This window comes from Chryseobacterium sp. MMO-72 (assembly GCF_037146035.1).
GTDB lineage: Bacteria > Bacteroidota > Bacteroidia > Flavobacteriales > Weeksellaceae > Chryseobacterium > Chryseobacterium indicum.
On sequence record NZ_JBBCWG010000004.1, the window covers coordinates 71584 to 89524 of the forward strand.

Below are 17941 nucleotides of genomic sequence, written 5' to 3' on the forward strand. Positions count from 1 at the left end.
ATTATTCAGTTATAATATCCAACGCCCAACCATTACACTGGGATACCTTCTTTACCGGATCTATTACAAGCCCGGTAATATCTAAATTACTAAGCGTAGGATAACATCCATCTTCGACTTTATCAATAAGAAAATCGCGCACCTTTTCAATAACAACTAAAGTTCTTTGATAGAGTAAAACAAACTCATCATTATTGAGTGCCGAATAATCCGTTTTTTCTATGACCTGAAGTTGGAATATAGGAAGCATTTTGAATTTTCCTATTTCCCCTGAATGCTGATAAGAAGGGATAATACCAACCAACGCCATATTATCGGAAGTTCCCATATCCGCTGCAAAGTCAGCCAAATCTGAATCATCAATAAGCGATATCGTTCTGTTTATTTCCGGAATTTCAGATTTTATTTCTGATAAAAGTTCCTTAAGCTCTAGTGGAGTCATTGTTTTTAGTTCTTGCTTTTTCGTCGAGTTCTTTTTTCTTCAGTTCATACAGTCTTACCAGAACCAGCCACATGTTTGTTTCCCGAACCGAGTTGTATGGTCCGAAAACCTGGCTTTCTGCCAGATCGGATATTGTGTTTCGTAATCCGGTTCCGGGGATCTCACTTTGAAATTTATCGTCTGATTTATAAATAATCGAAAGATCGATAGTGTTTCCCATCACATCAATTTCACCGCCTAAAACATACGTCTGCATGGAAGAGAAAAACAGATAAAAACCGTATAGATATCTGACATCAACAAACTTTAAAGTATGCTGAGATCTCAGCCTGGCTTTTTTATAACTATACGTCTCCCCTTTTCTCAAATGAAATATGCAGAAGAGCATGCGCAACGCTTTGATATCACCTGTATTCGAGTAATAAAGATATTCATCTAAGCCATCGCAATACTGTGCAAAAGTAACATCCGCAAAATTATCTTCAGGACCGTAATATTTCCAGAAGAGCCTGTAAACAGGATTATGATTTTTTGTAAAATCTAATTTAATATTTACAATATTCTGCTCTTCATCCATTTCGAAAAACCTATTGATATAAGATGATAACTGAATAATGTTCGCAAGCTTTTCAGGATTTTGTTTTTTGGATCTCTTCAAGTTTAAAAGTTTATAGACCGCCCAGATCTTCATATCTCTGAAACTTAACTTTCCTTCTTTAGCAAGGAAAAGAAGTTTTGCAAAATCCCTGTATTGCTGCCCGTCGCACTCAGCCAGCTCTTCCGGCATGTAGAGATATTTTTTCTTGTGAGGTATTTCTATTGCAATCATGTACTTACAAAATTATCGTCATCATTAAAATCAAGATCCGGAAGTCTGAATTCTTCCGTTGGTAATGTCTGTCTGAAGGAAGACATTTCTGCTTCCATTTTTTTCATGTATCGTTTTGCATCTTTTTCAAAAACCAGAGCAAATTCTGCCGGAAGAATTCCGGTAGATCTGTTTGATTTATCCGAACCTGCAACTTCCGTGGTTCTGAAAGTAGATTTTGGAAACATCTGAATATCCAGATGCTTCAAACCCCACTCTATCGAATAATAGACTGCTGCTTTTTGAGAATAATTAAAGAGAACAGTTTTTAGCTTCAGAACATCTCTATTTTCGTAGAGTTCCAAACCGATACGCGGAAGCAGTTCCAGTTCTTCAAACTCTCGTAATCCTGGCAAAAGATTTAAGTATAAAAAATAAGAATCATTGAGTCCGAAATGTTTCTCAAAATCTGCGAGCGTTGGAACAATTAAATTGTTATGCTGAAATTTCTCAAGATTAATACTTAAATTATTCTTGACCATGAATTTTAAAAGCAGATTCATGTGACGATAAAAAAATCTTTCCAGAGATTCGTTGTGATTTGCGATCTGCCATTCGAAAGCTCCTACTTCATAATCATCACGTCTCATAGTTCTGCCTTTGTTAGTCATTGCCAGATCTCCCGTGGGCGCGTATAGAATATATGATTTAAAAGCAATAGCAAATCTTACCAGTTCTGAAAAACGCTGAAAACTTTCCGGGATAATGTCTCCGGAGATCAGATCATAATTATCCAGACCGATGATTTCAATGATATCGTCTGTCGCTAACTCAAGAGAGGGACGTATCTTATCCCATGAGAGATCTGCATCTACAATTCCGACAGTTTTTTTAAAATCCTGTGAAAAATTTTCCTGTTTAAATAACATTTTCATTATCTGGGAGCTATTAAGTTTCTTTGACTTTGTGAGACATCTTCCTGGCGTTTTGTTTCGTCATGATATAATCCCATTTTAAGTTTTTTATTTGGAAAATTTGCCTTTATTGCAGCATTGATTACTTCCATAATCACCATTTCAGGCATATCAATTCCTGTTTGCAGATAATTATTAAGTGCGTAATACTGCTCGGATCCGGAATTGCTTCCCGATTCTGAAATATTCCCAATTGCATTATGTACACCAACTCCGGTTGCTGTAGATTTATCGGCTTTATTAGCAATTGCGATCTGAGCATTTACCGTATCCTGCATTTTTTGGTCGATAACCGTAATTTTCCAACCCATTTCTATAATGTTCATTCCTTCTATTACCAAAACCTGCTCAGAATGCCAAAACTTTCCTGTATTTTCCAACCCGGACAAAACCTTTTCGATGGATTTAAGCATTTTGCGCTTAAAACTTTTAAACATGGATTCTTTAAAATCAATATTCTTATCGGTACATTCATCTTTAATTTCGTCACGTTTTTGGTCCCAAAATTCTTTCGGTGAAGTGATATGATATTTAATGTTGATTGAATTTTTACTCAATGCAGCCAAAAATTTGGGAACATTCGTAGACTGAATAATCCACGGAATTGATCCCAAAATATGAGGAATACTGAAGAATGAAGAAGCGAATGTATATAAATTCGAATACTTCATGCTCAGCGGATATCTAAACGGATCGTATTTGTCAAAAAAGGGAAAAGCATCATAAGTCTGAGGCTCATTTTCTCTGGCTAATAAAATATGCGTCGGTGTGTATTGCTTTCCGGCTACAAGTGGTTTCCGATCAGGAGAAACATGTTCAAGTAATTTTATTCTCGGAGCTCTGCCAATTCTCCACGCACGGTTCTGAACCACTTTTGTAAAATAACTTTCAATATGTGAAAAGTCGGTTGTACATTTTGCTAAATATCCTTCATAATCCCAGGTATCAAGCCAGGCTTGAATCTCCGGATCTGATTTATATTCTCGGAAAAGTAATCCTTTTTCATCAAATTTTTCTTCATAAAGCTTAGGACCTTTTCCCCAGTTCATTCCTGTTTTTTTATTTAAGATACCTGGAGCAATAGAATTGGAATAGACAATATTCCGGATCTGAAGTGGAAGATCATTATTTTCACCATAAGGAAAAACTTTCCAGTCTCCATAAGTAGTCTGGAAAACTGAAGGAGAAAAAACATCCATAGAAAAGTACGGATCATTCTGCTGTCTTTTTTTATCTATTACTTCAAAAGTAAAGGCACTCTGCCCGTTTACAATCGCATCATCTCCTAAGAATTCTATCATGGGTAATTTTATAATTATTAACTGTCATTAACAGAGGAAGCCAAAACTGTTTTCTTTCGCCAGTATCCGTATTTTCATAAGCTATAAGATTCTTCGCATATTTAGATTTGCTGTTCGGCATTCCCTTGGTTAATATTCCATTTTTAACTTTTATCAAACCACCGGAAATTTTACGGGATCTGTCACACGAAATAAAGCTGAAGGAAACAGGAAAATTTTCTGCAGAAAGCTTTCTCATCAAGCGAAGAGCATCATATATATTTATCTCTTCCATAAAACAAAAATAAAATGAGTACATATGAAACATTGTTACATCAAAAAAGCTGCATCAAAGGACACAGCTTCTCAATTTAAAATACAATATAATCAACTACTTTCTGGATGCTTCTACTAAATAAGTTTTTTCCGCCTTTACTACTCTTAGATTAATAATTGAATCTTTCAACCCGATCCAGTTAGTAGCTTCTTTTAGAAGTACTGGAACTGAACCTGAAGGTGTATTCTTCAAAATATAAGGAGCAGATCCACCGCCACCAATAATGGTAACAATTTGATCATGTTCAAAGTCCGAAGATGTAAATTCCACATCTGCAGTTATTGCAGCAGCTGCTAGTTGATACATAGGACCGTCTGCTTTAGCAAGAATAATATTTTCATCTGTAACAGCTTTTGGCTCAGCAAAAGAAATGTCTCCGGAATAGAATTTAATAAAATCCCTGTTGATCATTTCCTGCTCGAAAGTTAATGTATTGACGTTTCCATCCTTATCGTCTTTTCCAGCTGCAGATAAAATCAACGGATGACATTCGGATCCCATTACCTTCATTTCCTCTTCACCGCCGCAACCACCATAGATAAGAACAAATCCTTCACCCATATTCTTTTTAATGAATGACAAAGCTTCTTTTGTTGTACCCGGGTGTTCACCGACATATTTATTCATTGCTCCTTTCCCATCCGGATTCCCTGAAGACTCATAAGTTGCTGCCTGAGTTGGAGCTGTCATATAGATGCGGAAGAAATTTGTTCCGGGTTTGAAAACAAAATTTCCAACTAAGGTTACACCGTCTTCAGCGACGGAAGGCCAGGAAATTATATCATCTACAAAAGCGGCAATTGTATTGGCTTTTTTGGGTGTGGGCGTTCCTGCATTATTTTTTGATTTTTTTAAATCAGTTCTCATAATTTAAAACCGATTAACCTGTACATCGGGAGGTTTTTGGTTATTATAATTTTTTACCCTCTTGAAACTTCATTCCAGAATCCATCGATGAAAATAAGATCAATCCATTTTGCATGAGAATCCATAACATAGGTACTTGCAACCTTAATATTTCCTACCGTTTTCACACTCAATGCGGAACCGGATGCTGCGCCTCCAAAAATCCTGATTGTATTTCCTTCAGATCCTCCGGCAATTGATGCAAGATCTGCTGCTGCATCACCCATATATATGAATTTATCTGAATCTGCATAATCAATTGTAGTATCATTGAATTCTACCTGATTTGTTACCGTTTCCGGAGCCGTAGTTCTGGAAACTTCTTTCCAAGTATTACCTTGTTTGATCAGTGTCAAAGTTCCTCCGGATTTCAAATCAAAATCAGTTGAAGTAAGAACTAATTCTGAATTTTTCTTAACTTTCGTGTTACCAGGTAGAGAGATATTCCCTCTGATGAAAAGATAGTTTCCGATATTTCCTTTAATGGAAGTAATATCTGTAGTAAAGTCAGGTGTTGGTGTAATCCTGTTGTGATTTGCATTTACCACTCCATTTCCGAAATCGAAAACAGGGATGAAGAAATTTTTGTCGAACAAAGGTTCAAAATTTGACCATACAGCCTGTAGTTCATATTTTAAAGGATTATCATCCGTAGTTTCCAAGCCAATATGATTTAATCCAATTCCTAGTTTGTAATCTGCAAATGCATATACATCTCTCAGGAACTTTTCAAACGTTAGTTTTGATTTTTCCTCAGGAAGAAATTCTAACGGCTTTACATTGTCTTTGAAAGTCACAAAAATAAATTTAGAACCTTCAAGCTGCACGACAGGAACAAATTCTATATTAGGATAATCTCTCGGGTTTTTTATTAATCCTGTGAAATCGTTATTACCTCCATACAATTCACGGTCTCTAGTCTGATATTTTCTGATCCAATACGGAGCAAGGTCCATCTGAAGATCCATATTTCTCACATCAATCGGTAAAGACTGGATCATATTATCAATGTAATCGCAAACATTAGATTCGGTAAGTTCCCCAAGATAAAAAGCTCTGTACTTTTTATCAATATCTCTTGCATTAAAAAGAATTTTAAGAACCCCATTATTTCGGATCAGATAACTAACTGGCTTATCGTAGTTTTCAGGTTTTTCTGAAAATACTCCTCTTACTAAAACATCAGCATCTTCAGATCTTGCTTTCTCAAGATATTTAACAATTAGAAATTCTATAAAGCTCATTTTATAAGCCTGAGAACCTTCCTTATTGAAATTGTGAAGCCAGGAATTTTCTAGTGCCTGAAGTGTCCAGTAATTGAACTGAAGATCAATCTGCGTTGGTTTTACCTCCATTACCTCCGGCTTGATTGTTACGCCTCCTTTAGCCACCCAAATAGCTTTTCTAGGTTGAGTAACTTCTTCCACGGAGATGGTAGCTGATAACAATCTATCTGATACTCCAAAAATTGTATTTTGTTTCCAAAGTTCTGGCAGATTATATTTTTTATCAAAAATTGAATCAAATTTAGAAGGATATTCAGCTACAAATCCTTTAATATCTTCGTTTAAGGTATTTATTACCATATCATTTTTGAAATCTGTAGCCGGAGCCGAAAGACCGGCAACAGCTCTTGCATTCCAAGGACGATCCATTGCGAAAACCTGCCCTTGTAGCCCCATCAAAAACCCTGCAACCGCGACAATTTTTCCAGCTCCGAAAACCACAGCCGGACCGGCATTAACTGCTTCAACAATTGTTTCCGGAGAATCTGCAAGTTTTTCAATAACCTTATTCTTATCTGCCACTTCTGATTGAAGAGTACTTACCTGAGTCGTTAAGTTTTCTACTTGAGCTGTAACTGCCTGATTTTCCTGATTAGCAGTTGCCAATTGACTTTGAACTTCTCTTAATTGAGTTTGAGCATCCGCAACCCCAGCAAGTTCATTGTTTGCCTGCTCAATGAGTGTCGCCGCTTCTTCTGTACCTAAAAGACTTTTAAGCTTATTTTGCTGCTCTTCTGAAAGATCTACTTTATTATCTTTCTGCTCTACTTTTGCAAGGCCTAAAAACCTCGCTAACATGGTTAAAAATTTCATAATTATTTAGACTTTAATTTTTTAAGTTCTGATTTTGCAACAACCCAGTTATAAGCGTCGTTTATATCTCCAATACTGTCGGCTAATTTATTTTTGATTGCATCCTGAGCTGAATAAGTTGCTCCTTTCAAAATTTCAGGTTTTACAGATGGCCGTTTTTCTGATACTGAAGCTTGAAATCTTTGAGCTAATGGAATTAATTTCTGAATGTACAAATCATATTTTCCAGCAAGAGCGTCTATGAAATCCTGATTTTTTTCCGAAGATTCCGGAGGCCTAATGATGATCATTTCTCTTTCAGGTTTTTCAAACATAATCATAGCCCCAATGGATCCGACTTCAGCTGTAAGATCGTTGGAAAGCATTAAATGTTCTCCTATAAGAACAGCCGCCCAATAATGAGCAGAAAATGCTTTGTCGATTAAACAAATTGAAGGTTTAGTAAGTTTTGAAGAAAGATCAATAAATAAGGGCATAGCATCAGCATTTCCTCCATATCCGTCAATATGGAAAATTATTCCAAGAGAATCAGGATCGCGATCTATTCTAATAGCTTCTTCACAAATGCTGTCTGCTCCGTTGGAGCACATTCCGGAATATTTAGTCATAATCCCGGTCATAGAGATATACCCAACTTTATTTAAAAGCGTGACATTTCCGGTTTGAGGATCTGCTTCAGGCTCACCGATAAACTTAGAAAGTAATGGTTTTTCTTCATTTACTTTTCCTCCAGACAAAACAGTATCAACCATAGATTTAAGACGCTGCGGATCATCTGTAGTGAAAAGCCATGATCCTCCTAATATTTCAGACAATATTTTCATATCGCAAAACTATACGAGGCGTATTAAATGATGTGTTACATTAAAAAAGCAAAAGCGTCTGAAAAATCAGACGCTTTTAAATTTTCTATTTGTATTAAAGTTATAGATCAATACTGGCTAGTTCTTCACCGTAAGATTTTATACTTTCAATGATTTTCCTAGCTTGTTCTTCAGAAGGATATTTTTCTCCTGATTTATATTGAGAAATTAAAGAATTATTTAGCTTGTACTTTTTACTAATTATAGAAATATTAATACCATTATAGTAAGACAAAAATTGTTGCAAATCGAACTTAATTGTAATATCGTTCAACGTTGCTAATTTTTTGCCTGAAATAATTATATTACGGATAACCATATCTGATTATCAAAAGACTTTATTAATTTTATAATCATGAAAGAATTTAAAATAGAGGCACAGCACAGTATTATATTAGAAATAGTAAAAGCATTAAAATATAATATTTCCGGAATAGGACTAAGAAAAATTTATGATATTAAAATTGAAAGAGAAACTTACTTTAATTGCAAAATAATATTTACTGCTAAAGAAGGTAGAGAAATTGAAACCAAACACTTTTTTTATTTTGCATTGGATATTCATTTGTAAATTTAAAGTATGAAAACAAAACTAAGACTATTTTATGCTCCGTTAGAAGAACAATATTATATCCATTATTTCAAAGGCTATAGTTTTATTTTGTACAAAGTAGAAAATATAAATCCATTAAATATTATAGCTGTTGAAAGCTTTGGTGTAGTTCATACAGGCGAAAGAGAAACTATAAAAGCTGTTGAAGAATTTGCAAAATCTGAATTTGAAAAATTAAATTTCGGTTACTAAGAAAACTTAAACTCATGTGAGAATAAATCATTTGTTATTCGTTAACAATTCTTCGAAAAATTGAGCGTAAGATGCAATCAATTCCTGTTTATCAGTTCCATTAATACAACGTCTTGCACCTTTATAATCTTTAGATTTATCATTGATATAATCTGTAATTTTCTTTCCAGTAAAAGCTCCGGTTTTAAATCCGTCAATTAATATTTTAAAAGCATATTTGGGAAGCATAACCAGATCCGGATTTTTCGCAAAGTCTTCTCCCAGATCCTTTGAAAATTTCTGGTAATTTTCTCTCCAAGTTATCTGAACATAACCGCGACCGTAATACGGTGAATATTTTAGATTTTTTAACCTCCAGGATTCAGATAACCAATAAGCTTCTTTAACAGGTAAAAACGTAGCTTTCGTTTCATGAAATGTAGTTGCAAAAACGTAAGCCCATTGTGGAATTGTAAAATAATTCCATGTAGCATCCACAAAATCAAGGAAAATGGTTAATGCATTAACTTCTGACTGATCTAATTTTTTATTAGGATCAAGATTTGATCGATAGCCATCAAAGAAATTTTTTCTATTAATCATTATTATTAAGTGTTAAAATTTTCAAGACAGTAGAAGGCAGATATTTTTTTACTATTTCCCAAGTAATAATCCCTGCAATAAAAGAAACAACAATCATCCAAATGATATCGAAAAAGCTTATCCCGGATCTTTCTGTCTTTACTGATTTATAAGTAGTCACCGTTCGATATTTAGTCTGACTATTATATACATTAACGTGATGATAAACTATATAATCAAAATACCGGCTCACAGACTTAATTTCTTTTTTACTTTTATTTAACTCAATATCTGCAGAACCTGAAAATAATATATTTCCAAGCTGAAGCTGGTAGGGAGATCCGTTTGACGAAATTTTCATATTTTGATTTTCCAACAATTCGGATAAATCATTTTCACTAAAAGTAGTTTTGTAAAAATCAGTTTCAGATCTTCCGGAGTTTTTACTTTCGAATTCGAATTTTTGAGAAGATTCTTCCAAATTTTTCTTTCTTGAACCACAATCCACAGTTAATAGAAAAATCAAGCTAATCCAGATAAACTTTTTCATTATTTATAAATTTATATTTCCGGATTCTGTAGTCTTCTTTATGAAATAATCTTCCGGTCCATTTTCGCGGAATTGCCTCCCAATATTCAGGTTCATTGTTTGGCTTCAGTGCTTCAATTGAATCAAAAACTTTTACAACAATACTCTTATCAAAGTGTCTTAATTTTTTCTCGACTTCTTTTTTCCTTATTTCTTCTTTTATTAAAGCAATAATTCGTAACTGTTTCTGAATTTCTTTATTTTTAAGAAACTTAATACTATCAATACTTTTTTTCTTCTGCTCTATTGTAGCAGCTATTTCTTTCGCTTCCGTTGAAATTTGCAAGGTATCCTGCGAAAACACAATCAAAGGAAGTATGGTAAAAATTAATTTTAATAGTGTTTTCATTTTGATTGATTTAAAAGTTTATATGTTTCATTAAGTTGTTCTGTTCGCTTCCTCTCGTTTTCCAAATCTATCTTAGCATCCTTTTCCTCCTGGTCATATTTTGGTTGAACCGCCTCTTTCCATGCTTTAAAAACTTCTATACAGTTACGATCCTCTAATTTTCTCTGCAATGATTCTAAAGCAATTCTGTGATCACTTTCATTTTTATCAATTTTAGAATATAAGTCTGAAATTCTATTTTCATCGTTATAAATCCAGTAGCCTAAACCAAAGATCAGAAGAACATAGTATGTACTCCAGTTTTTTAAGAGCTTCCATATCTTTGGAATTAGCTCCAGTTTTTTTTCTATTTCTTCTGACATTATAAATTCATTTTTTTAACGAAACTTCGAGATTATTCATACAATCAAAAACACAAGCTCTTAGTTAATATAAAAGGTTTATGTTACCTGTATCGTCTTTAAATGAAAGTTTACCATTAGTTATGTCTAAAAATAAAGAATTGTTTAACACTCCTGCTGCTGCCTGTGGTGTAAATCTAATACCTCCATTATAAATTAAAATACCATTTCCGGCATAATCTCCCAGATATATTTCGTTGTACATTCCTGACCAAATTCTAATCTTTGAATCACTTACCAAACGTGGATTTAAACCCTTAAAACTATAATCAAAATAGCCTCCTCCATAATCTTTTATAGCAAACAAATCAGTCTCAGAACCGTCATTCTCTTTTCTAACTGTAACAAGCTCTTTATTGTTTTTGAAATATCTCTGAAATAATGAAATATCACTACTTTGATCTTTCATTTTTGCTGAATCAAAAACAGAAGAACCGTTGCTAACTATTAATTCAGATGCTTCTAATCGCTCAATTCTTGAGAGTTGCCCCTGGTGACTGGTTATTTCAACCTGATTTTTACTTCCTATAATCGTCGGTATTAATATCGGCGAACCTGCCGGAGAGTCTCCGGCTGCATCATTATGGAAACCATGAATCAGCATATTATATTCGGAGTCTACAAACTTATAATAAGCGATTGTAAAACTATTGGCATCGTATAAGTTATTGCATATGAAACTGTTATTAAATGCCGTATAACCCTCAAAGAAATGCTTATAGTGTATCATTTCCACGAGGTTAAAAGCAAACACATTTCCTGCACAACTTTGATTTGATGTAGAACCATCCAATTTAATACAACCACCGTTAGCATTTCCGCATTGAAACCAAAATTTATTGTTTTTAAAGACTATGCCATTACAGTAATTCTGTCCAACCAAACCAAATCTGACATGATTAAACCAATTGGCTTCTATAATGGTTCCATATCCCTGAAAGCCTCCATTCGGATTATCACCGATTTCGGTGGCATCTTTACCACCAAGAAAAATAATATCTTGATCACACGCAGAACCTACTTTGTTCGGATCGCCCAAAAATGCATTCCTATACAGTCTTAAAGTAGTATAAGTAGAGTAAATAAAAGGGGTATTATCGCCCGATATATCTTGTAGCGTAATGTCCTCGATTACTAAGTTTCCTAAACCTCTTGTGATAATTTTTGCATCTAAGTAATTTCCGTTCCCATTATATGCGAGCTGAATGGTGGAACCCCTTTTCCCGTTTCCTCCAATTTCTTTTCCATTAGCGTAAGCACCGTTACCTAGTATAGTCCACGGTCTTTGAGTCGGTGTATTAACTTCAACAGTGTAGGGGAATAAAATTTGAATTTCAAAAATATAATCACCTTCAGCAGCCGGAAAAATGAAAGCAGCTCCGGTTTTTTTTAAGCGTTCTAAATTTCTCTGAAAAATCGCCCCGCAATTTTGCCCCGGCAGCATTCCTATATCTCTTACATCAATGACGGCATCGAAAATCTGAACGTAATATTTCCCATTTTCCTTGATATAGAATCCGTCTCCTGTCACATCCAAATCCGACATTAAATCGCCGTTATGGTTTAATTGAGTTTCGATGTATGTTAATGATTTTCCAGAATGTCTGCTAATTTTCTTGATAGTGTTTGAAGCTACTGGACTTTGTCCACTTGGTGTTACATTAAAATAATTGCGTTCTTTTAAAGTTAACCATGTATCGTCTTTTCGATTAATATGAATAGATCCGTCCGGAAGAATAAACAGCCCTTGCTTTCCGTCCAGTTCAGCAATTGTCGGAAGCTGATTAACCGTAATAGGTATTAAAAAGTTTGTCATAGTTTAGTTTTTACCATTGATTACTTATAGGAAATATATTGCTGCTCAAGAAATAATCTGAAAGAATTAATGCCCAGCTGTCTTTTTCTTCATGATTAAGATTGGATCCATCTCTGCGGGCGAATAACCCCTCAAAGTCAATATCCGGATCTTCAATAGCGCTTTCATCTAAAATAATTTCTCCATTGTAAAAAAGTACAGGATCTTTATCTGCGAAATTCTGCTCGAAAGTCAGCTCATAGCCTTTCTTATCACTATCATCAGTAAATTCGCCTGTGAAGTATAGCGGATTTTCAAAAGATCCGTAAATACGGTGATAGACATCATCGTAAGAATTCATCACGATGACAAAGCCTTGATTGATATTAAGCCGGGCAAACTCGTGAATATCTATCTGATCTCCCGGATAATTTCCAGAAACTTTTTTTTTCCATCCACGTGAATCTACTTCACCATCGGATTTTATATTTCTTTTTTGAGTTGTTGGTGTTAGATAAAGAATGTGAAAACGCCGCCCGTTTTTTAGGTGGATATCTCCAATGCACATTACACCTTTTTCAGACCGCAGCGGCATGGAAGTAATATCATCTTTATATAAAAGATAAAGCTCTCCTTTTGGTGTCGGTAAACCGGCGCCTACATTTTTGGGCTTCCTGGCATTGAGTCTGAATTCGGGCATTGATTTTTTTTTACAAAAATCAGATTCAGAGCATTATTCCTGTGTTACACCAAAAAATCCGTAGTTTAATCGATTATTGTCTTGGAATAAAGAAAGTACACCATTATTGGTATAACGGTAGTAAAGTATACGCATCTGATTTTCAGAATATCCCCACTCCAAAAGATCATACATCTCGCAAAATTCGGATATTGCTTTTTTAATTTTGCTTTTCGTAGAGCTACCTTTGCAATAACCTTTCACAAAAAAACAGAAGTGCGTTCTGAAGTAAGAATCTAGGAATTTATAAAACTGCTCAAGATCTTCAAAGCTGAGATCAATGGAGAATTCTGCAGTATTGTAAAAATTGATAACTTCTGAAGAAACAACTCTTTTTTTTCCCTGAGTATTTGAATAAATCGTGAGACAAAATTCTTTTACCGATTTAGGCTCCTTTAGACGAGAGTATAAAAAATGTCCTAGAACGCTTTTCGGCTCTATCAATATCTGCTTATATTCGCCGCCATCCTTGAGAAGAGAAATACCATCACATTCCTTCAAAATAAAAGGAATTAAATATTCCGGAATTTCTATCGGCCGTAAGCGGATCATATTATAGAACATCTAAACTTGTGACTGTATATTTAATATTGGTTTTGAAGTTATTAGAGCTTATCTCCGGCTTTAAAGCCGTATTGCTGAAGTAATCATTTTTGTAAAAAACTATTTTTTGATCTGTATCAAGCACAGCCAGAACAGCTCCAGCCTTAGAAACTTTTTCCATATATTCTTTTTCTCCTTTTCCAGGAACCGAAAATTGCATCTCGTTAACATAATAAAATCCGGAAGTGCTTTCTTTTTTATCGAAAGAAAAAAATGCAGTTCCCGGAGTAAAATAATCCGGCTCCATATTACCTGCTTTGAATATGATTTCTTCTTCCTGAATTCCATCATAAAGTAAATCTTTCGCTATAATATATAACTTCTTGATATATAGAAAGTCCTGTTTCATTTTACGGTTTTACACAAAGATACGTAAAGTATCTATTGTTACGTAAAATAACTTGAAAAAAGAAAAAATAATGTAATTTTTTTGTAAGTCTGTAATATTGTAATAACGTTTTGATTGACAGATATTTAAAATAAAAAAACATCTGTAATCCCTATGTTTTTGATTTGTAATGCTTTTGTAATAGATATTTTAATTACATTTTTTTTGTAATGATTATTTAATTATTACAAAAAATAAAATATACTGTAATACCTTACAAATAGAGAATTCAGGTTCTTAATTACAATATTACAAAAAATAATAAATTTTTATGGGGTGCAAGGGGTGGATTGAAAACCGCCGCGGTCTTTCCTTTGAAAGTGCATTTTGGCAGTGTAATTTTAAAATCCCGGAACAGGCTGAGAATCGCATAAAAAAATTCCCGGCGATATTATCACCGGGAATTAAAATCTCACTGAATACTCAGCGCTAAAATTTCCTTGGAATGTGTTTTTCGAGAGCTTCTTCCCAACTTTCAGTAAGAGCTTCGTCAACCCATAAAGAAAAATCACTCAATCCTAAATCTTCACCAACAACAACACGCATGAAAGCATCACCTACGGCTGTCGTTGTCGGAATTGCATAAACACCTGGAGGAACTTTATTTAGGTCTCCAAATTTTTGCTTTAAAAACTTTTGAGTTTTTTGTATCTCTGAAAACATAATTAATCTTTTTTAAAGTTCAATTCTCTTTTTAAATGCACGTCAGAATAAGTGTCTGCGTCAATTTTTTAGATTGAATAGTTTCGATCACAAAACCTTCAGCTAAAATCCTGTTAATAGTTTCGCTGCCTATAAAACTCGCCCTTATTGTTATATATTCTCCGGGAGAACTCATTGCTTTATATTCTGTTAACTTATAATATTTGATCCACAAATGCGAATGATCGCTAACTGTCTGAAAAATTAACTCTTGTATATCCATAAAAATAAAATTTAAACTTATAAATAACCAAATGCTCTGGCTGCAGCTTCTCCGATATCGAGCAGATCTCCCTCTTCCTCGTCAGTACTTTCGCATTCATTAGCATAGATCTTCCCGATTTGCTCATCAAGTTTATCCCACATTTCCGCTTTCCGGATAAGCGTAGGAAGATCGCTTTCCGGATCGATATCGACTTTCGTTTTTCTGAGGCCTTCAACTAATCTTTTTGCATTATCAATAGCTTGTGATAATTCATCTTTCATTTCCTGAATGTCTTCATCCATTGCTATTTCACCTTTTTCCAATTCATAGCAGTTTTCGCAAATGGTTGTATTGGGATACCATTTTTCGGAGCCGTAACCGTCATTCAAATCAAATAATTCGCCACAATGCTGGCAAGGTGTAGGCATTTCCATTTCTTCAAATTCTTCCATATTTTATCTCCATTTAGTTTTATAAACAATTCCATCCTTTCTTGCCGGATTTTCTCTAATAATTATGGTTGGTCGAGAAGGATCAATATTTGTAAATGGATCATGTCTTTTCCTCTCAAGCTTTTTTTCATGAGCTGCTTTTACAATCTTCACTGCCTGCTTTTTAACTTCATCTTCGTTACCTTCGCTTTCAAAATAATCCCAGACCTTACAGTCTTTACCCCAGTTTTGTTCGATTTGATATTGCATAGTTATTCGATTTCGCCTTTAGCTTTTAATTCTTCATACTCAGCTTTCATTGTTGGAGCAAGTGTCTTCCAACATTCTGCGCAAAAGTAATCACCACCTGAATCTTCATGCATTTTGTCCATATCAAATTCTTTTTCACAGCTTGTACATTTTAAATAACAAATACTTTCCAAGGCGTCGAGCCTATCAAGTTCAGCAGCTATTAATGCTCCCGCGATAATTAATCTTTCTTTAACATCACGAACCAAGAAGTCTTGAAATATTTCTGCATCCCAATTTTTAGGATAAGCTTGAAGTATCGTTCCTTCTATTTCTTTTAATAGCAATAATATTGCTCCGGACTGCAGTTGGTTTGAATTATACCATTCTGGATGATTTACATGATGCTCGGCAGTAAATCCATGTTTGTCAATTTGATGATTTCTTTCTTTGGCGATTAATTGAATGCCTACTGTTAAGTTTTCCATTGATTTATATTTTAAATTTCTTCTGTATATTCAATTTCAAAATCCACTCTTCCATTCAAATCAGTTTCTACTTCAATATTGATAGGACTTTCTATTTCTTCGTATTTTCCATTATTGAAAACAGTTTGATTTTCGCTATTGACATTTAAATATCCAACACCTTCGATAAATTCTCTTGTACCATAACGCGAAACATGACTTGCAATAGATTCAGATAATGATTCCAAATTAGCAGATCCATCTATAGCATCTTTATAGCCATGAAAAATTTCTTTGAACTCTTCTGAATTTTCATCAAATTCTACGATGACTTCAGCCTTTAATGTTATTCTAAACTTCATATTAAAAAGGTTGTTTTTGATATTCTTCCCACTTTGATTTATACTCTTTCAGAACCGGAACCAGCTTTTCCCAAACTTCAATCTTATTTAATGTAGAAACTAATGAAGCGTGTATTTCTTCACTAGTACTTTCGATTTCTGCATATCTAGGTTTATTTGGCTGTAGATCTTCTACAACGATAAAAGCAAGAGCATTCTGGCCGAAAAATGTGAATGTGCAGGACACTGCGATAAGTTTATCCTCTTCCCAATTATTATCTGCGATATAGATCATTTTCAGATTTGGAGTAAATTCGATATTGGTTTCTCCAGTAGCAATATTTACAAGATCCGGCACAGTTCTAATTGCTTCTTCTACAGAAGTTTTTAGCTTCCTGAAATCTTTAATGACGTTTCCTGCTTCATCATAGTAAACCATTTCCCAGGTTGGATGCGCCAGTCCTTTTTTTCCACTTTCAAAAAGAATTTCGATATATCCGTTTTTTTCTCTGGTAATTTTGCCGAACTTTCCGTCTGCTTCTACTTTCATTCCTTTTTCTAGGAATGGTAATTGGTAATGTTGTTTGATGTAATCCATAATTAAAATGTATTTGTTTTTCTGTTTTGTAGATATTCTATGTGTTGCTCAATTCTCCCGTAAAAATTACAGATGAGTTTAATCATATCATAAAATGTCTGAGGTGAAGAATCGTAGGTGTGTTCTAAGTCGAAATAGCCAAATATTAAAAAGCCTTCAGGAATAGGAGCAGCACCTCTTGGAAGAAAAATTAATTCTGGATCATCCCAGTCCTTAACTCCATATTCCGGATGGTCTCCATAGTAAAACCTGACTTTATCTTTATAAATTTCAAAATCAAAATCTCCAATGATTCCGAAGTTATGATATGGATATCCATTTTCTCCTTCTTCATTACAGCCCCAATATTCGCACTTGGTGAAAGTTTTAGTAGAGTAATTAAAAACTTCTATTTGCTCAATGAGTTCGACATTAAAAGGATCAAATAGCGAAACTTGTGTTTTTAAAAAATCAAAATTTTTCATGGCAGGAAATTTTTAGGTTTTTCAATTATTTCATATTCATATATGAAAACAAAAGGATTTCTGTTCCATGAGTCTTCCCCGTTCAAACGTTTCCATAAAGCTGCGAAGCGATATGTAGGAACTTGATCAGGATCCATTCCTTCAGCAATTGCATCTCCATCTGAAATATCTTTCAGCCTTTCACAACGTACACTCGTAACTTTTAAGAAGATCCTGGCTATTTTTTTCGGCATGTGAATAGAAGGTTTCCAGCCAGTAAATAATTTCATACATGAATCTTCATCAGCCTTATAATGATAAACTTGCTGAAAAGGATCAAACCAAAAAGTTTCTCTTACCCAAAGAATATCCCCCGGCTGATATTTAGCTGTTCTGATAATCCAATCTGTGATATTTTTTTTATGATGAAAAGCATACTCTAAAAACATGTAATGCATTTCATCTACAATTCTTCTGGTTTGGCTCTTAATTCCTTTTAAATTAGCCTGAACCATTTCTGTCGAAAATAATATTGGTTTAGTTTTTATTATTATATTTTTCATTAC

28 protein-coding genes are annotated in these 17941 nt (G+C 34.2%); 2 read left to right on the forward strand and 26 right to left on the reverse strand.

The genetic code is table 11. The features are described 5' to 3' along the window. Window position 1: 1 nt before the first annotated feature. From WFH39_RS07350 to WFH39_RS07390, 9 genes are all read right to left on the reverse strand, one after another. On the reverse strand, window positions 2–442 hold the full coding sequence (locus WFH39_RS07350) for a hypothetical protein (protein WP_336689376.1): 441 nt from the start codon (window positions 440–442) through the stop codon (window positions 2–4). After that, window positions 423–1271: a hypothetical protein gene (locus WFH39_RS07355; RefSeq protein WP_336689377.1), complete on the reverse strand. Its 849-nt coding sequence runs from the start codon at window positions 1269–1271 to the stop codon at window positions 423–425. Before WFH39_RS07355 ends, WFH39_RS07350 begins: the two co-directional genes overlap by 20 nt. Next, entirely contained in the window at window positions 1268–2185 is a 918-nt protein-coding gene (locus WFH39_RS07360; protein ID WP_336689378.1) for a DUF6712 family protein, read from the reverse strand. Before WFH39_RS07360 ends, WFH39_RS07355 begins: the two co-directional genes overlap by 4 nt. Further along, window positions 2185–3525, reverse strand: a complete 1341-nt coding sequence (locus WFH39_RS07365) for a hypothetical protein (protein ID WP_336689379.1) — start codon at window positions 3523–3525, stop codon at window positions 2185–2187. The genes WFH39_RS07360 and WFH39_RS07365 overlap by 1 nt, the downstream gene beginning before the upstream one ends. Next, a complete protein-coding gene (locus WFH39_RS07370) occupies window positions 3503–3799 on the reverse strand; it encodes a hypothetical protein (RefSeq protein WP_336689380.1) in 297 nt (98 codons plus the stop codon). The genes WFH39_RS07365 and WFH39_RS07370 overlap by 23 nt, the downstream gene beginning before the upstream one ends. 96 nt (window positions 3800–3895) lie before the next feature. Continuing rightward, a complete protein-coding gene (locus tag WFH39_RS07375) occupies window positions 3896–4708 on the reverse strand; it encodes a hypothetical protein (protein ID WP_336689381.1) in 813 nt (270 codons plus the stop codon). A gap of 53 nt (window positions 4709–4761) precedes the next feature. After that, complete coding sequence (locus tag WFH39_RS07380; RefSeq protein ID WP_336689382.1) at window positions 4762–6846, reverse strand: coiled-coil domain-containing protein; 2085 nt, start codon at window positions 6844–6846, stop codon at window positions 4762–4764. A gap of 2 nt (window positions 6847–6848) precedes the next feature. After that, window positions 6849–7661, reverse strand: coding sequence for a hypothetical protein (locus WFH39_RS07385; RefSeq protein ID WP_336689383.1), 813 nt, complete (start codon window positions 7659–7661; stop codon window positions 6849–6851). A gap of 109 nt (window positions 7662–7770) precedes the next feature. Then, on the reverse strand, window positions 7771–8028 hold the full coding sequence (locus WFH39_RS07390; RefSeq protein ID WP_336689384.1) for a hypothetical protein: 258 nt from the start codon (window positions 8026–8028) through the stop codon (window positions 7771–7773). 36 nt (window positions 8029–8064) lie between these two features. Between WFH39_RS07390 and WFH39_RS07395 the strand changes: the two genes are divergently transcribed. Beyond that, entirely contained in the window at window positions 8065–8280 is a 216-nt protein-coding gene (locus tag WFH39_RS07395) for a hypothetical protein (RefSeq protein WP_336689385.1), read from the forward strand. Window positions 8281–8289: 9 nt separating this feature from the next. Continuing rightward, window positions 8290–8514, forward strand: coding sequence for a hypothetical protein (locus tag WFH39_RS07400; RefSeq protein ID WP_336689386.1), 225 nt, complete (start codon window positions 8290–8292; stop codon window positions 8512–8514). A 27-nt stretch (window positions 8515–8541) separates the two neighbouring features. On the opposite strand, the gene WFH39_RS07405 is transcribed toward WFH39_RS07400, so the two are convergent. The 17 genes from WFH39_RS07405 to WFH39_RS07485 all read right to left on the reverse strand — a co-directional run bounded on the left by WFH39_RS07405 (window position 8542) and on the right by WFH39_RS07485 (window position 17938). Continuing rightward, complete coding sequence (locus WFH39_RS07405; RefSeq protein WP_336689387.1) at window positions 8542–9096, reverse strand: glycoside hydrolase family 19 protein; 555 nt, start codon at window positions 9094–9096, stop codon at window positions 8542–8544. Continuing rightward, on the reverse strand, window positions 9089–9625 hold the full coding sequence (locus WFH39_RS07410; protein WP_336689388.1) for a hypothetical protein: 537 nt from the start codon (window positions 9623–9625) through the stop codon (window positions 9089–9091). The genes WFH39_RS07405 and WFH39_RS07410 overlap by 8 nt, the downstream gene beginning before the upstream one ends. Continuing rightward, a complete protein-coding gene (locus tag WFH39_RS07415; protein WP_336689389.1) occupies window positions 9603–10013 on the reverse strand; it encodes a hypothetical protein in 411 nt (136 codons plus the stop codon). The genes WFH39_RS07410 and WFH39_RS07415 overlap by 23 nt, the downstream gene beginning before the upstream one ends. Continuing rightward, window positions 10010–10375 carry a hypothetical protein gene (locus tag WFH39_RS07420; protein ID WP_336689390.1) on the reverse strand — a complete coding sequence of 122 codons (366 nt, stop codon included), beginning with the start codon at window positions 10373–10375 and terminating at the stop codon, window positions 10010–10012. Before WFH39_RS07420 ends, WFH39_RS07415 begins: the two co-directional genes overlap by 4 nt. Window positions 10376–10439: 64 nt before the next feature. Beyond that, the gene (locus WFH39_RS07425) at window positions 10440–12230 is read right to left on the reverse strand and encodes a hypothetical protein (protein WP_336689391.1); all 1791 of its coding nucleotides are present in this window, start codon (window positions 12228–12230) and stop codon (window positions 10440–10442) included. A 10-nt stretch (window positions 12231–12240) separates the two neighbouring features. Then, window positions 12241–12909 carry a hypothetical protein gene (locus tag WFH39_RS07430; RefSeq protein ID WP_336689392.1) on the reverse strand — a complete coding sequence of 223 codons (669 nt, stop codon included), beginning with the start codon at window positions 12907–12909 and terminating at the stop codon, window positions 12241–12243. Between the two features lie 33 nt (window positions 12910–12942). After that, the gene (locus tag WFH39_RS07435) at window positions 12943–13500 is read right to left on the reverse strand and encodes a hypothetical protein (RefSeq protein ID WP_336689393.1); all 558 of its coding nucleotides are present in this window, start codon (window positions 13498–13500) and stop codon (window positions 12943–12945) included. A 1-nt stretch (window position 13501) separates the two neighbouring features. After that, window positions 13502–13900: a hypothetical protein gene (locus WFH39_RS07440; RefSeq protein WP_336689394.1), complete on the reverse strand. Its 399-nt coding sequence runs from the start codon at window positions 13898–13900 to the stop codon at window positions 13502–13504. 468 nt (window positions 13901–14368) lie between these two features. Next, entirely contained in the window at window positions 14369–14602 is a 234-nt protein-coding gene (locus WFH39_RS07445) for a hypothetical protein (protein ID WP_336689395.1), read from the reverse strand. Between the two features lie 31 nt (window positions 14603–14633). Further along, window positions 14634–14864 (reverse strand): hypothetical protein, encoded by a 231-nt coding sequence (locus WFH39_RS07450; RefSeq protein ID WP_336689396.1) that lies wholly within the window; start codon window positions 14862–14864, stop codon window positions 14634–14636. Between the two features lie 17 nt (window positions 14865–14881). After that, on the reverse strand, window positions 14882–15298 hold the full coding sequence (locus WFH39_RS07455) for a zinc ribbon domain-containing protein (RefSeq protein WP_336689397.1): 417 nt from the start codon (window positions 15296–15298) through the stop codon (window positions 14882–14884). Between the two features lie 3 nt (window positions 15299–15301). Then, complete coding sequence (locus tag WFH39_RS07460) at window positions 15302–15547, reverse strand: hypothetical protein (RefSeq protein WP_336689398.1); 246 nt, start codon at window positions 15545–15547, stop codon at window positions 15302–15304. A 2-nt stretch (window positions 15548–15549) separates the two neighbouring features. Further along, window positions 15550–16014 carry a hypothetical protein gene (locus tag WFH39_RS07465; protein ID WP_336689399.1) on the reverse strand — a complete coding sequence of 155 codons (465 nt, stop codon included), beginning with the start codon at window positions 16012–16014 and terminating at the stop codon, window positions 15550–15552. Between the two features lie 11 nt (window positions 16015–16025). Beyond that, window positions 16026–16355, reverse strand: a complete 330-nt coding sequence (locus tag WFH39_RS07470; RefSeq protein WP_336689400.1) for a hypothetical protein — start codon at window positions 16353–16355, stop codon at window positions 16026–16028. Window position 16356: 1 nt separating this feature from the next. After that, complete coding sequence (locus WFH39_RS07475) at window positions 16357–16932, reverse strand: hypothetical protein (RefSeq protein ID WP_336689401.1); 576 nt, start codon at window positions 16930–16932, stop codon at window positions 16357–16359. A gap of 2 nt (window positions 16933–16934) precedes the next feature. Next, a complete protein-coding gene (locus WFH39_RS07480) occupies window positions 16935–17396 on the reverse strand; it encodes a hypothetical protein (protein WP_336689402.1) in 462 nt (153 codons plus the stop codon). After that, window positions 17393–17938, reverse strand: a complete 546-nt coding sequence (locus WFH39_RS07485; RefSeq protein ID WP_336689403.1) for a hypothetical protein — start codon at window positions 17936–17938, stop codon at window positions 17393–17395. Before WFH39_RS07485 ends, WFH39_RS07480 begins: the two co-directional genes overlap by 4 nt. Between the last annotated feature and the right edge of the window lie 3 nt (window positions 17939–17941).